Genomic DNA, 13,775 nt, shown 5'->3' with positions numbered 1-13,775 from the left:
CAGCTGTGGATAGACCGAGTAATAGAAATTAAAAGAGAGAGATTCATTAAAGCTTTGTTTTTATGTTTATTACTATGCAACGAAAAATCTGTGGATAAGGTTCTAAAACCCTCTGTAATCGTGCTGTACAGAGAAATTAAAGGTTGTGTTCACCTGTTCATGAGCCCGGTGTATAACCGAAATTAACCTGTGGGTAACGCGGTTGCTTACCCACAGGCGGATTTATCATCAGCTTTCGGACCCGCTTATCAACCTGGCTCAGGCGGGCTTTTCCACAGGGCTCCTGAAGCATGTATAAAAAAAAGCCGCCTCGAAAGGCGGCTGTTTATCAGTTTCACGCGCGGGTGGTGGCGGTGCTTGCACGCCTACTTGCCGATGCAGAAGCTCGAAAAGATGCGTCCCAGCAGATCATCTGAACTGAATGCTCCGGTGATTTCACCCAAGGCTTGCTGCGCCAGGCGCAGGTCTTCGGCCAACAGCTCGCCGGCACCGGCCAGGGTCAATTGATCACGTCCATGGTCAAGGTGGTCGCCGGCATGGCGCAAGGCTTCGAGGTGACGTCGACGTGCGCTGAAGCTGCTTTCTGCGGTCTGTTCGTACCCCATGCAGGCCTTGAGGTGTTCGCGCAGCAACTCCAGCCCCTCGCCCGCCCCCTTGGCAGTCAAGCTCAAGGTGACGTGTCCGTCGCCGTCCTGCTGCAGGCCGATGGGTTCCCCACTCAGGTCCGCCTTGTTGCGAATCACCGTGACTTTGCCGATATCGGGCGTGAGCTCGAGGAACTCCGGCCAGAGCGCAAACGGGTCGGCCGCTTCGGCGGCCGTCGCATCCACCACCAGCAGGATACGATCGGCCTCGGCAATGGCCTTCAGCGCTCGCTGCACGCCGATCTGCTCGACTTCATCGGCTGTGGTGCGCAGCCCCGCAGTGTCGATCACGTGCAACGGCATGCCATCGATGTGGATATGTTCGCGCAACACGTCCCGGGTCGTGCCGGCAATCTCCGTCACGATCGCGGCTTCGCGTCCGGCCAGCAGGTTGAGCAGGCTAGACTTGCCGGCATTCGGTCGACCGGCGATGACCACGTTCATGCCATCACGCAGCAAGGCCCCCTGCCCGGCTTCCCGCAGCACGGTGGATAACTCGCCACGTACCTTGTCGAGCAGGCTCAGTACATGACCATCGGCGAGGAAATCGATTTCCTCCTCGGGAAAGTCGATGGCGGCCTCGACGTAGATACGCAACGCGATGAGCTGCTCGGTCAAGTTATCCACACGGCGGGAAAACGCCCCTTGCAGCGAACGCACAGCGTTGCGCGCCGCCTGGGCTGAACTGGCTTCGATGAGATCGGCAATAGCCTCGGCCTGGGCCAGGTCGAGCTTGTCGTTGAGGAATGCACGCTCGCTGAATTCGCCCGGACGTGCCAGGCGGCAGCCCAGTTGCAGACAACGCTGCAGCAGCATGTCCATCACCACAGGCCCACCGTGGCCTTGCAGCTCGAGCACGTCCTCGCCGGTGAACGAATTGGGCCCGGGGAAGTACAGGCTCAGGCCCTCGTCGATGACCTGGCACTGCGCGTCGAGCATCGGGCCGTAGTGGGCGTAGCGAGGCGTTGGCACACGGCCGATGATCGCCTGGGCAGCCGCGCTGGCCAGTGGTCCGGAGATACGCACGATCCCCACTCCACCGCGACCTTGGGCTGTGGCAATGGCAGCGATGGTTTCGCGAACGACGTTCATGCAGATACTCCGGTCGAATTTCAGATAGCAAAACGCCCCACGAGGGGGCGCTTTGTGCACAGGTTAGTCGAGCAACCCGTTAAACGGCAGGTTTGTTTGCCGCAGCTTTCTCGATACCGCGCGTGATGTACCACTGCTGGGCAATCGACAGGGTGTTGTTGGTTACCCAGTACAGTACCAGGCCGGCCGGGAACCAGAGGAAGAAGAAGGTGAACACGATCGGCATCATCTTCATCACCTTGGCCTGCATCGGATCCGGAGGCGTTGGGTTCAAGCGCTGCTGAATGAACATGGTCGCGCCCATGATGATCGGCAGGATGAAGAACGGATCCTTGATCGACAGGTCGGTTATCCACAGCAGCCAAGGTGCCTGACGCATCTCGACGCTTTCCAGCAGTACCCAGTACAGGGACAGGAAGACCGGCATCTGCACCAGGATCGGCAGGCAGCCACCCAGCGGATTGATCTTCTCTTTCTTGTACAGCTCCATCATGGCCTGCGACATCTTCTGGCGATCGTCGCCATGCTGCTCCTTGAGCAATGCCAGTTTCGGCGCAACGGCGCGCATGCGCGCCATCGACCGGTAGCTGGCGGCCGACAAGGGGAAGAACAGCAGCTTGATCAGGATGGTCAGGCAGATGATCGAGAAGCCCCAGTTACCCAGGATCGCGTGGATGTGCTTGAGCAGCCAGAAGATCGGTTGTGCGATGAACCACAGGATGCCGTAGTCGACGGTCAGCTCCAGGCCTGGGGACAACTCCTTGAGCTTGTCCTGTACCTTCGGACCGGCATACAGGGTGGCTGTGGTTTCGACCTTGCCACCTGGTGCGGCGGACAACGTCGGACCGGTGTAGCCGATGATGTAGTTGCCCTGGTTGTCCTTGCGCGTCATGACGTTGTTGCTGTCACCGGGGGCAGGGATCCAGGCCGTCACGAAGTAGTGCTGCAGCCAGGCTACCCAACCACCTTGCACGGTTTCCTTGAGGCCGGCCTTGTCCATGTCCTTCATCGACACTTTCTTGTACGGCTCGCCACTTGTCCACAGGGCAGCACCCAGATAGGTCGCGGTACCGGTGGCCGTAGTCGACGATGGGTCAGAGCTGTTGTCTCGCTTGAGCTGGGCGAACATGTTCCCGCTCCAGTTCTGCGCGCTCTGGTTATCCACAAGGTAGCCGACTTTCAGGTCGTATTCGCCGCGGTCGACCGTGAAGCGCTTGACGTAGTTGACGCCGTTGTCGCTGTAGGTCAGGTCGACTACCAGCTGGTTCTGACCCTCGGCCAGTTGATAACTTTTTTGCGTGGCGCTGTACACGGGGCGCCCAGTGGAACGCGCATCCGGGCCGTTCGCACCGGTCAGGCCACTCTGGGCCAGGTAGGTCAGTTCACCACCGTTGTCGAACAACTGGAATGGAATGTTCGGCATGTCCTGGCGCCGAGGGTACTCGGGCAGGTTCAGCTGGACGATATCACCACCGGTAGGATCGATAGCGAAGTTGAGCACGTCGGTCTTGACCCAGATCAGGTCCTTGCTGACCACGACAGGGGTCGGCACAGGCAGATTGGCATCAGGATTGGCGCTGGGTACATCGGCACTGGCTTGAGTGTTGGTGCCCGGTACCGTTTCCGGCAATGCCGGGGTCGGGTTCTGGGTAGCCATATTCTGAGTCGGCAAGGCGGCTTGACCGTAGTCCTGGTTCCATTTCAGGACCATGACGTAGGCCACGACTGCCAGGGCGACGATCAGGATCGTGCGTTTAATATCCATGATTACTCGGCTATCGAAGAAGAACGGGGTGATGGGGCGTCTGGAACCGGGTCGAAACCACCGGCATTCCATGGGTGACAGCGGCCAAGGCGACGAACGGTCAGCCAGCTTCCACGCAAGAGGCCGTGGATCTCGATGGCTTCGAGCGCGTAGCAAGAGCAACTGGGATAAAAACGACAGTGGTTCGCCATGAGAGGGCTGATGGCGTAGCGGTAGAACTGGATCGGAACGATTGCCAGTTTACGCATCTTGACTGTCCACTCCTGCAGGTTCGGTCTTCACCACTGGAGCGGGCCGGTTACGTGCAAGGCGCTTCCAGAGCTTGCCAAAATGCTCATGCAATTCAGGGTTTTCCACGTCGCCCAAACCTTTGCGCGCGACGATGACGATGTCCCAGCCAGCCAGTATGTCCTGGTGCAGACGGAACGAGTCACGCATCAAACGTTTCAAGCGATTGCGTTGAACGGCGAGCTTGACGCTCTTTTTACCGATGACCAGCCCTAGACGGGGATGTTCGAGGCCGTTCTCACGCGCAAGGAGCAGCAAGTTCTTGCCGGGTACCTTGCCAGACGGCGAGTCGAAGACTGCTTTGAAATGCCGGGCTGTCAGCAGACGCTTTTCCCGACCGTAGTCCTGACTCACCACCTGTGCCGAAGGATCAAACTGCCAGACGCTTGCGGCCCTTGGCGCGACGACGCGACAGGACGGTACGGCCGTTCTTGGTAGCCATGCGGGCACGGAAACCGTGAGTGCGAGCGCGCTTGATGGTGCTGGGTTGGAAAGTACGTTTCATGGTTGTTACCTGGTTCGTCCACAACGGGCCGGAATGGACCCCGTTTTAAGAGACCGGCGATTCTAGTGAAAGCGCGGCAGAAGGTCAATTTCCAACCAGCTATTACTTTTGCATCGTTTATCAGAACCCTGCGCTGCACGTAGACATCGACCCTCACCTTCGATTCATCCGCCTCCTGTTTCCAAGCCGCCGTATGACACACCAGAGCCGATCAAATATAGAAATAGAGAAGGGACTTATTTAAAGCTTTTCTGTAATGCTTATAGATCTTAGTGAGGCCCTTTTCTGTGGATAACTACCTTCAGCCCTTGCTGCCCGTACGTCCTGGGGATTCGCAACCCTGTCCAGAAGAGGTGCTGCGCCTGTGTCGATGCTAAGGACAACCTGTGGATTAAAGACGAGGATATCCACAGGGCTGTTATCCACAGATCTCAACCCCCACTTGTGCATAGATCTCAAGCCAGGTTATCCACAGAGCTCAGGAATCAGATTTCGAGGCATTGAACAGCGGTTTTTTCACGCTTTCCAGGCCAGTGGCCGGACCTACATGTGGATAAGTGTGCTGAGCGTCGGTACAATGGGGGTTGTTTTTGCCTTACCGGCTTTCAATTCAGGGGATACCTGTGTCAGTGGAACTTTGGCAGCAGTGCGTGGAACTCCTGCGCGATGAACTGCCTGCCCAGCAATTCAACACCTGGATCCGTCCGCTACAGGTCGAAGCCGAAGGCGACGAGTTGCGGGTCTACGCGCCCAACCGCTTTGTGCTGGACTGGGTAAACGAGAAGTACCTGACACGACTTCTCGAACTGTTGGGTGAGCACGGCAACGGACTCGCGCCGGCGCTTTCGTTGCTGATCGGCAGCCGCCGCAGCTCGACGCCCCGCGCTGCATTCAACGCCCCGCTGGCAGCCTCTGCAGCGGCAAGCCAGGCGCAGGCGGCCCCGGTGACTGCCGTGCCTGCAGTTGCGCCTGTAGAGGCCGTTTCCAAGCCTTCGGCGGCCAGTGAAGAACCGTCGCGAGACAGCTTCGACCCCATGGCCGGTGCCAGTTCGCAACCGGCCCCTGTGCGCGCCGAGCAGCGCACCGTGCAGGTAGAGGGTGCGCTCAAGCACACCAGCTATCTGAATCGCACCTTTACCTTCGAAAACTTCGTCGAAGGTAAATCCAACCAACTGGCGCGTGCCGCTGCCTGGCAGGTTGCGGACAACCCCAAGCATGGCTACAACCCGCTGTTCCTTTATGGCGGTGTGGGTCTGGGTAAAACGCACTTGATGCATGCTGTGGGTAACCATCTGCTCAAGAAGAATCCGAATGCCAAGGTCGTCTACCTGCATTCCGAGCGATTCGTGGCCGACATGGTCAAGGCGTTGCAGCTGAACGCGATCAACGAATTCAAGCGGTTCTATCGTTCGGTCGATGCGCTGCTGATCGATGACATTCAGTTCTTCGCTCGCAAGGAGCGCTCCCAGGAGGAGTTCTTCCATACCTTCAATGCGCTGCTCGAGGGCGGCCAGCAGGTCATCCTGACCAGCGACCGCTACCCAAAGGAAATCGAAGGGCTCGAAGAGCGCCTGAAGTCGCGCTTTGGCTGGGGTTTGACGGTGGCGGTTGAACCGCCGGAGCTAGAGACGCGAGTCGCGATCCTGATGAAGAAAGCGGATCAGGCCAAGGTTGAGTTGCCCCATGATGCGGCGTTCTTCATCGCCCAGCGGATTCGCTCCAACGTCCGCGAACTCGAAGGTGCACTCAAGCGCGTCATTGCGCACTCGCACTTCATGGGCCGCGAAATCACCATCGAGCTGATCCGCGAGTCGCTCAAGGATTTGCTGGCACTGCAAGACAAGCTGGTGAGTGTGGATAACATCCAGCGCACGGTGGCCGAGTACTACAAGATCAAGATTTCCGATCTGCTGTCCAAGCGACGCTCACGCTCGGTGGCGCGGCCGCGGCAGGTGGCCATGGCCTTGTCCAAGGAACTCACCAACCACAGCTTGCCGGAAATCGGCGATGTGTTTGGTGGCCGTGATCACACCACCGTGCTCCACGCCTGCCGAAAGATCAACGAACTCAAGGAATCCGACGCGGATATCCGCGAGGACTACAAGAACCTGCTGCGTACCCTGACCACGTGAACATTCACTACGCAGCTTTTGAGGCAAGGGACTAGACCATGCATTTCACCATTCAACGCGAAGCCCTGTTGAAACCCCTGCAGCTGGTCGCCGGCGTCGTCGAACGCCGCCAGACCTTGCCTGTGCTTTCCAACGTGCTGCTGGTCGTTCAGGGGCAGCAGTTGTCCCTGACCGGTACCGACCTGGAAGTGGAACTGGTTGGCCGCGTACAGCTGGAAGAGCCCGCCGAGCCTGGCGAGATCACGGTGCCCGCGCGCAAGTTGATGGACATCTGCAAGAGCTTGCCCAACGACGCCCTGATCGACATCAAGGTCGATGAACAGAAGGTGGTGGTCAAAGCCGGGCGCAGCCGTTTTACCTTGTCGACATTGCCGGCCAATGATTTCCCGACGGTCGAGGAAGGCCCGGGTTCGCTGACGTGCAGCCTGGTCCAGAGCAAGCTGCGCCGATTGATCGAGCGCACCAGTTTCGCCATGGCTCAACAAGACGTTCGCTATTACCTCAACGGCATGCTGCTGGAAGTATCGGCAGGTATCATCCGCGCCGTCGCAACCGATGGACACCGCTTGGCCATGTGCTCGATGCAAGCCGACATTGGCCAGGCCGATCGGCATCAGGTCATTGTGCCGCGCAAAGGTATCCTGGAGCTGGCCCGCCTGCTGACCGAGCCTGATGGCAACGTCAGCATCGTGCTGGGCCAGCACCACATCCGTGCTACCACCGGTGAGTTCACCTTCACCTCCAAACTGGTCGATGGCAAGTTCCCCGACTACGAGCGCGTGTTGCCCAAAGGTGGCGACAAGTTGGTGGTCGGAGATCGCCAGGCATTGCGTGAAGCATTCAGCCGCACCGCTATTCTGTCCAACGAAAAGTACCGCGGCATCCGTTTGCAACTGGCGGCCGGTCAGCTCAAGATCCAGGCCAACAACCCTGAGCAGGAAGAAGCGGAAGAAGAAGTGGCCGTGGACTACAACGGTGGCGCGCTGGAGATCGGCTTCAACGTCAGTTATCTGCTCGACGTGCTGGGCGTGATGACGACGGAGCAGGTGCGCCTGATTCTGTCCGATTCCAACAGCAGCGCCTTGGTGCAGGAATCGGACAACGACGACTCGGCATATGTCGTCATGCCGATGCGCCTCTGACCCCTGCCTGAATGTCCCTTACCCGCGTCACAGTCACTGCGGTGCGCAACCTGCACCCGGTGACCTTCTCCCCCTCCCCGCGCATCAACATTCTTTATGGCGCCAACGGCAGTGGCAAGACCAGTGTTCTGGAAGCCATTCACTTGCTGGGTCTGGCTCGATCTTTCCGCAGTACGCGCTTGGTGCCGATCATCCAGCACGATCAGGCGAGCGCTACGGTGTTCGGGCAAGTTGAACTGGCCGAAGGTGGACAGAGCAATCTGGGGATATCCAGAGAGCGCCAAGGCGATTTCACCATTCGCATAGATGGCCAGAATGCGCGAAGCGCAGCCCAGCTTGCCCAGATACTTCCGCTGCAGTTGATAAATCCCGACAGCTTTCGGCTGTTGGAAGGCGCGCCTAAAATTCGCAGACAGTTTCTCGACTGGGGTGTGTTCCACGTGGAACCTCGCTTCATGTCGACCTGGCAGCGCCTGCAGAAGGCCTTGAAGCAACGGAACTCGTGGCTTCGGCATGGTACACTTGACGTTGCTTCGCAAGCGGCGTGGGACCGTGAACTCCGTCTTGCCAGTGCAGAAATCGACGAGTACCGCCGTGCTTACATCAAGGCGCTGAAGCCTGTGTTCGAACAGACACTCGCCGAGTTGGTGCAGCTCGATGGGTTGACGCTGAGCTATTACCGAGGTTGGGACAAGGATCGCGAACTTGCCGATGTATTGGCAGGTTCGCTGTTGAGAGACCAGCAGATGGGGCATACCCAGGCTGGACCTCAACGTGCTGATCTTCGCCTCAGAATGGGCGCCCATAATGCGGCCGACATATTGTCGCGCGGTCAGCAGAAGCTGGTGGTATGCGCACTTCGCATTGCCCAGGGCCATCTGGTAGGCCAGGCCCGCCGAGGGCAATGCATCTATCTGGTAGACGATTTGCCCTCCGAACTGGACGAGAAACATCGTCGCGCATTGTGCCGCTTGCTGGAAGAATTACGCTGCCAGGTGTTCATCACCTGTGTGGATCAAGAATTATTGAGGGAAGGCTGGCAAACGGAAACGCCAGTTGCCGTGTTCCACGTGGAACATGGCGGTATTACCCAGACCCACGATCATCGGGAGTGAAGGCATGAGCGAGAACCAAACGTACGACTCCTCCAGCATCAAGGTGCTGAAAGGGCTTGATGCCGTACGCAAACGTCCCGGTATGTACATCGGCGACACCGATGATGGTAGCGGCCTGCACCACATGGTCTTCGAGGTGGTGGACAATTCCATCGACGAAGCACTGGCCGGCCACTGTGATGAAATCACCATCACCATTCATCCAGACGAATCCATTTCCGTAACCGACAACGGTCGCGGCATTCCAGTGGATGTGCACAAGGAAGAAGGCGTATCTGCGGCCGAGGTCATCATGACCGTGCTGCACGCTGGTGGTAAGTTCGACGATAACTCGTACAAGGTTTCCGGCGGCCTGCACGGCGTTGGTGTGTCCGTGGTGAACGCACTCTCTGAAAGCCTGCAATTGACAGTGCGTCGCGCTGGGAAATTGTGGGAGCAGTTCTACGTGCATGGCGTCCCGCAGGAGCCGATGCAAATCGTCGGTGAAAGCGAAACCACCGGTACCAAGATCCACTTCAAGCCATCGGCCGACACCTTCAAGAACATCCACTTCAGCTGGGACATTCTGGCGAAGCGAATCCGCGAATTGTCCTTCCTCAACTCTGGCGTGGGTATCCTGCTGAAGGATGAGCGCACCGCCAAGGAAGAGCTGTTCAAGTTCGAAGGCGGTCTGCGGGCATTCGTCGAATACCTCAATACCAACAAGACGCCCGTCAATCAGGTGTTCCACTTCAATGTGCAACGCGACGACGGCGTAGGTGTTGAAGTGGCACTGCAGTGGAACGACAGCTTCAACGAAAACCTGTTGTGCTTCACCAACAACATTCCCCAGCGCGATGGCGGAACTCACTTGGTGGGCTTCCGCTCGGCGCTGACACGCAACCTGAACAACTACATCGAGCAGGAAGGCCTGGCCAAGAAGAACAAGGTCTCGACCACTGGCGACGATGCGCGTGAAGGCTTGACCGCAATCATTTCGGTGAAAGTGCCGGACCCCAAGTTCAGCTCGCAGACCAAGGACAAGCTGGTTTCGTCCGAGGTGAAAACTGCGGTCGAGCAGGAGATGGGCAAGTACTTCTCGGATTTCCTTCTGGAGAATCCGAACGAAGCCAAGGCCGTGGTGGGCAAGATGATCGACGCCGCCCGTGCTCGTGAAGCTGCCCGCAAGGCGCGCGAGATGACCCGTCGCAAGGGTGCATTGGACATCGCTGGCCTGCCAGGCAAATTGGCCGACTGCCAGGAGAAGGACCCTGCCCTTTCCGAACTCTACCTGGTGGAGGGTGACTCCGCCGGTGGTTCGGCCAAGCAAGGCCGCAATCGCAAGACCCAGGCGATCCTGCCGCTCAAGGGCAAGATCCTCAACGTCGAGAAGGCACGCTTCGACAAAATGATCTCTTCCCAGGAAGTGGGCACTTTGATCACGGCACTGGGCTGCGGTATCGGTCGCGAAGAGTACAACATCGACAAGTTGCGCTATCACAACATCATCATCATGACCGATGCCGACGTTGACGGATCGCACATCCGTACCTTGTTGCTGACCTTCTTCTTCCGTCAGTTGCCTGAGCTGATCGAGCGCGGTTACATCTACATTGCCCAGCCGCCGTTGTACAAGGTGAAGAAGGGCAAGCAGGAGCAGTACATCAAGGACGACGACGCCATGGAGGAGTACATGACGCAGTCGGCCCTGGAAGATGCGAGCCTGCACCTCAACGATTCGGCGCCCGGTATTTCCGGGGAAGCGCTGGAGCGCCTGGTGAACGATTTCCGTATGGTCATGAAGACGCTCAAGCGTCTGTCGCGTCTGTACCCGCAGGAGCTGACCGAGCACTTCGTGTACCTGCCGGCGGTGGCACTCGAGCAGCTGGGCGACCACGAGGCCATGCAGGCTTGGTTGGCCAAGTTCGACGCACGTCTGCGCACCAGCGAGAAATCGGGCTTGGTGTACAAGGCCAGTCTGCGTGAAGACCGTGAGCGCAACGTCTGGCTGCCAGAGGTGGAGATTACCTCCCACGGCCTGGCGAGCTACATCACCTTCAACCGCGATTTCTTCGGCAGCAACGACTACAAGACTGTGACCGCTCTGGGCGCACAGTTGGCCAGTCTGCTGGACGAAGGCGCCTACGTTAAACGGGGCGAGCGCAAGAAGGCCGTGGTCGAGTTCAAGGAAGCCCTTGAGTGGCTGATGACCGAAAGCACCAAGCGTCATACTATCCAGCGCTACAAAGGTCTGGGTGAGATGAACCCAGACCAGTTGTGGGAAACCACGATGGACCCAAGCGTGCGACGCATGCTCAAGGTCACCATTGAGGATGCGATCGGCGCCGACCAGATCTTCAACACCCTGATGGGTGATGCGGTCGAGCCTCGTCGCGAGTTCATCGAGAGCAATGCACTGGCAGTGTCGAACCTGGATTTCTGAGGCTTGGACCCACCCACCGAACCCCGGCGCCCTTGGCCCGGGGTTTTTTTATGGGTGTGCGTATCCAATGCCTCACGCCGAGAACGGACGAACGGCCCTGGCGTGGATCTTGCGCAGGCTTATTGCAGGTGCGCTGCGGGCATGACTACGTCAATGCCGCTTTTCGGCAGGAGTGTCACAGCCCGCGCCCGATAATCAATGGCTCGTCACGTTTGCACAGGGGTAAAGCTAATGGACCATGCATTGGAGGGGCGGGTATCTCCCGCGACGTTGAAAAAGGTGATCTGCGCCGCTGCCGTGGGCAACTTCGTGGAATGGTTCGACTTTGCCGTCTACGGGTTTCTGGCCACGGCCATTGCCCAACAGTTCTTCCCCAGTGGTGACGCTGCCACGGGCTTGTTGAAAACCTTTGCGGTGTTCGCCGTGGCGTTTGCGTTCCGGCCCCTGGGCGGTATCGTTTTCGGCATGCTCGGCGACCGAATCGGGCGCAAGAAGGTGCTGGCCATGACCATTCTGCTCATGGCTGGTGCAACGACGCTGATCGGTTTGTTGCCCACCTATGCCGCCATCGGTATTGCTGCGCCGATCATGCTGACGCTGATTCGCTGCGCTCAGGGTTTTTCTGCCGGCGGTGAGTATGCCGGCGCCTGTGCCTATCTCATGGAGCATGCGCCGCGTACCCAACGTGCCTGGTATGGGAGCTTCATCCCGGTGTCGACCTTCAGCGCGTTTGCCTGTGCTGCGGTAATGGCCTACGCATTGGACGCTTCGCTGTCGCCCGAGGCGATGGCCAGCTGGGGTTGGCGGGTGCCGTTCCTGATAGCGGCGCCGCTGGGCCTGGTGGGGCTTTACCTGCGCTGGCGGCTGGATGAAACGCCAGCGTTCCAGGCGGTCAAGCAAGAACACGACGTTGCCCATTCACCGCTCAAGGACACCCTACGCAGCCACGGTGGTGCGATCCTGTGCCTGGGTGCATTCGTGTCGCTGACCGCCCTCTCCTTCTATATGTTCACTACCTACTTTGCGACTTATCTGCAGGTGGTGGGTGGCTTGAGCCGGGCCACGGCGTTGTTGATCTCGGTGATCGCCTTGGTGTTTGCCGCGTTGATGTGTCCCGTTGCGGGAGCATTCTCCGACAAGGTCGGGCGTCGGGTAACGGTGGGGACCGCTGGGGTGTTGATCATCTCGGTGGTGTATCCGTCGTTCCTGCTCGCCAGCTCAGGCTCGTTCGTCGCTTCCGTCATCGGGGTGATGATGCTGGCGGTCGGTGCAGTGCTCAGTGGTGTGGTGACTGCAGCACTGTTGTCCGAGACATTCCCGACCCGAACCCGCTACACGGCTTCGGCTATCACCTACAACCTCGCCTACACGGTGTTTGGCGGAACGGCGCCGCTGATGGCGACCTGGTTGATCGGTATGACGGGGAGCAACCTGTCGCCAGCGTTTTACTTGATGGCGGTTTCGGTGCTGGCGCTCGCCGGTGGCTTGGCACTGCCGGAGACGTCGAAGATTTCCCTGCATGGCGATGCGGGAGAAGCTGTTCATGGTGGGCAGCCGGTGGTTGTTTGAGCCGGTTGGATCTATGGCGACTCGGCTGGCGTCTTCGCGGGCAGAGCCCGCTCCCACATGAAGGCAACATTCAGTGCCATGTGGGAGCCGGGCATGGGTTTCAGGTGGCGAGCAAGGTAGCCTGCTGGTCGGCGCACAGTTGCAGGAGGAAATCCCAGACCACGCGCAGCCGTACCGATTTGTGCAGTTCGCGTCGGGTGCTGATCCAGTAACTGCGCTGGATGGTTTCGTCGGGCAGTACGCGCACCAGCCGTGGATCCTTGGCAGCCATGTACACGGGCAACACGGCGATGCCCAGGCCGATGCATGCAGCCTCCTGTTGAGCCAGCACACTGGTGCTGCGAAAGGCCACGACCGGATTGCGACAGAAGCTGTTGAGCAATAACAACTCCTGGCTGAACAGCAGGTCATCGACATAGCCGATCCAGCGATGCTGTGCCAGGTCTTCACGATTGCGCAGCGGCTCGGCAGCAGCCAGGTAATCGGCACTGGCATACAGTGCCAGGTTGTAGTCGGTGAGCTTGCGGGTGATCAGCAGATCGGCATTGGGACGCTCGAGGTGCACGCTGATTTCGGCTTCGCGGTTGAGAATGCTGACAAAGCGCGGCACGGCCACCAGCTCGACCTCCAGGCCTGGATAACGCCTGAACAGCTCACCAAGACGCGGTGTGATGAAGGCGATACCGATGCCTTCGGTGACGCCCAGGCGGATCTTGCCCAGCGGATTGAATGACTGCGTAATGTCCTCCTGCGCGCGCAGGGCCAGGTTCTCCATGGCCTCGGCGTGCTTGAGCAGCGTCTGCCCCGCCGGGGTCAGTTCGTAGCCGTGGGCGTTCTGCACGAACAGCGGCGTGCCCAGGTGGCGCTCGATGCTTTCGATGTGCCGGGCGACCGTACTGTGCGTGGTATGCAGGCGCTTGGCAGCGGTCAGCAATCGGCCGCTGCGTTGCAGCTCGAGAAAGAAGCGCAGGTCGTTCCAGTCGAACATTGATTTTCCCTTGTTAATCAACTGCGCTCTGGACTGTGCGAAAACGCTCAGCCCCTGGGTGAAATCTTTAGTTTTCACCACGAAGCTAATCAATAACATGGGGAACGACAAGA

The 13,775-nt window shown here is 58.9% G+C and carries 11 protein-coding genes; 5 read left to right on the top strand and 6 right to left on the bottom strand.

What is annotated here, in order from left to right:
- Positions 1–365: 365 nt before the first annotated feature.
- The 5 genes from mnmE to rpmH form a co-directional block, all read right to left on the bottom strand.
- A complete protein-coding gene (gene mnmE, locus IFU31_RS11735) occupies positions 366–1,736 on the bottom strand; it encodes a tRNA uridine-5-carboxymethylaminomethyl(34) synthesis GTPase MnmE (protein ID WP_122480039.1) in 1,371 nt (456 codons plus the stop codon).
- 79 nt (positions 1,737–1,815) lie between these two features.
- On the bottom strand, positions 1,816–3,501 hold the full coding sequence (gene yidC / locus IFU31_RS11730) for a membrane protein insertase YidC (protein WP_192050259.1): 1,686 nt from the start codon (positions 3,499–3,501) through the stop codon (positions 1,816–1,818).
- A gap of 2 nt (positions 3,502–3,503) precedes the next feature.
- Positions 3,504–3,749, bottom strand: coding sequence for a membrane protein insertion efficiency factor YidD (yidD, locus tag IFU31_RS11725; RefSeq protein ID WP_082223633.1), 246 nt, complete (start codon positions 3,747–3,749; stop codon positions 3,504–3,506).
- Positions 3,742–4,146, bottom strand: a complete 405-nt coding sequence (rnpA, locus tag IFU31_RS11720) for a ribonuclease P protein component (protein ID WP_049860458.1) — start codon at positions 4,144–4,146, stop codon at positions 3,742–3,744. Before rnpA ends, yidD begins: the two co-directional genes overlap by 8 nt.
- Before the next feature lie 13 nt (positions 4,147–4,159).
- Positions 4,160–4,294: a 50S ribosomal protein L34 gene (gene rpmH / locus IFU31_RS11715; protein ID WP_043192020.1), complete on the bottom strand. Its 135-nt coding sequence runs from the start codon at positions 4,292–4,294 to the stop codon at positions 4,160–4,162.
- 623 nt (positions 4,295–4,917) lie between these two features.
- On the opposite strand from rpmH, the gene dnaA reads away from it, so the two are divergent.
- The 5 genes from dnaA to IFU31_RS11690 all read left to right on the top strand — a co-directional run bounded on the left by dnaA (position 4,918) and on the right by IFU31_RS11690 (position 12,674).
- Positions 4,918–6,426 carry a chromosomal replication initiator protein DnaA gene (dnaA, locus tag IFU31_RS11710; RefSeq protein ID WP_192103046.1) on the top strand — a complete coding sequence of 503 codons (1,509 nt, stop codon included), beginning with the start codon at positions 4,918–4,920 and terminating at the stop codon, positions 6,424–6,426.
- A 38-nt stretch (positions 6,427–6,464) separates the two neighbouring features.
- The gene (dnaN, locus tag IFU31_RS11705; protein ID WP_122480043.1) at positions 6,465–7,568 is read left to right on the top strand and encodes a DNA polymerase III subunit beta; all 1,104 of its coding nucleotides are present in this window, start codon (positions 6,465–6,467) and stop codon (positions 7,566–7,568) included.
- A gap of 11 nt (positions 7,569–7,579) precedes the next feature.
- Positions 7,580–8,683 (top strand): DNA replication/repair protein RecF, encoded by a 1,104-nt coding sequence (gene recF / locus IFU31_RS11700; RefSeq protein ID WP_192103044.1) that lies wholly within the window; start codon positions 7,580–7,582, stop codon positions 8,681–8,683.
- Positions 8,684–8,687: 4 nt separating this feature from the next.
- A complete protein-coding gene (gene gyrB, locus IFU31_RS11695) occupies positions 8,688–11,105 on the top strand; it encodes a DNA topoisomerase (ATP-hydrolyzing) subunit B (protein ID WP_122480045.1) in 2,418 nt (805 codons plus the stop codon).
- Positions 11,106–11,336: 231 nt separating this feature from the next.
- A complete protein-coding gene (locus IFU31_RS11690; RefSeq protein ID WP_192103042.1) occupies positions 11,337–12,674 on the top strand; it encodes an MFS transporter in 1,338 nt (445 codons plus the stop codon).
- A 100-nt stretch (positions 12,675–12,774) separates the two neighbouring features.
- Here the strand turns inward: IFU31_RS11690 and IFU31_RS11685 are convergent, their stop codons facing one another.
- Entirely contained in the window at positions 12,775–13,662 is an 888-nt protein-coding gene (locus tag IFU31_RS11685; RefSeq protein WP_192055181.1) for a LysR family transcriptional regulator, read from the bottom strand.
- Positions 13,663–13,775: the final 113 nt, after the last annotated feature.

It is taken from the genome of Pseudomonas sp. CFBP 13602 (assembly GCF_014842725.1).
GTDB classification, from domain to species: domain Bacteria; phylum Pseudomonadota; class Gammaproteobacteria; order Pseudomonadales; family Pseudomonadaceae; genus Aquipseudomonas; species Aquipseudomonas baltica.
This window is presented reverse-complemented; position numbering and strand designations above follow the sequence as displayed.

Excerpts from the sequence above, each read along its gene's own strand:
- gyrB (WP_122480045.1), top strand. The coding sequence starts at position 8,688 with ATGAGCGAGAACCAAACGTACGACTCCTCCAGCATCAAGGTGCTGAAA.
- IFU31_RS11690 (WP_192103042.1), top strand. The coding sequence starts at position 11,337 with ATGGACCATGCATTGGAGGGGCGGGTATCTCCCGCGACGTTGAAAAAG.
- dnaN (WP_122480043.1), top strand. The coding sequence starts at position 6,465 with ATGCATTTCACCATTCAACGCGAAGCCCTGTTGAAACCCCTGCAGCTG.
- IFU31_RS11685 (WP_192055181.1), bottom strand. The coding sequence starts at position 13,662 with ATGTTCGACTGGAACGACCTGCGCTTCTTTCTCGAGCTGCAACGCAGC.
- rpmH (WP_043192020.1), bottom strand. The coding sequence starts at position 4,294 with ATGAAACGTACTTTCCAACCCAGCACCATCAAGCGCGCTCGCACTCAC.
- yidD (WP_082223633.1), bottom strand. The coding sequence starts at position 3,749 with ATGCGTAAACTGGCAATCGTTCCGATCCAGTTCTACCGCTACGCCATC.
- yidC (WP_192050259.1), bottom strand. The coding sequence starts at position 3,501 with ATGGATATTAAACGCACGATCCTGATCGTCGCCCTGGCAGTCGTGGCC.
- recF (WP_192103044.1), top strand. The coding sequence starts at position 7,580 with ATGTCCCTTACCCGCGTCACAGTCACTGCGGTGCGCAACCTGCACCCG.
- mnmE (WP_122480039.1), bottom strand. The coding sequence starts at position 1,736 with ATGAACGTCGTTCGCGAAACCATCGCTGCCATTGCCACAGCCCAAGGT.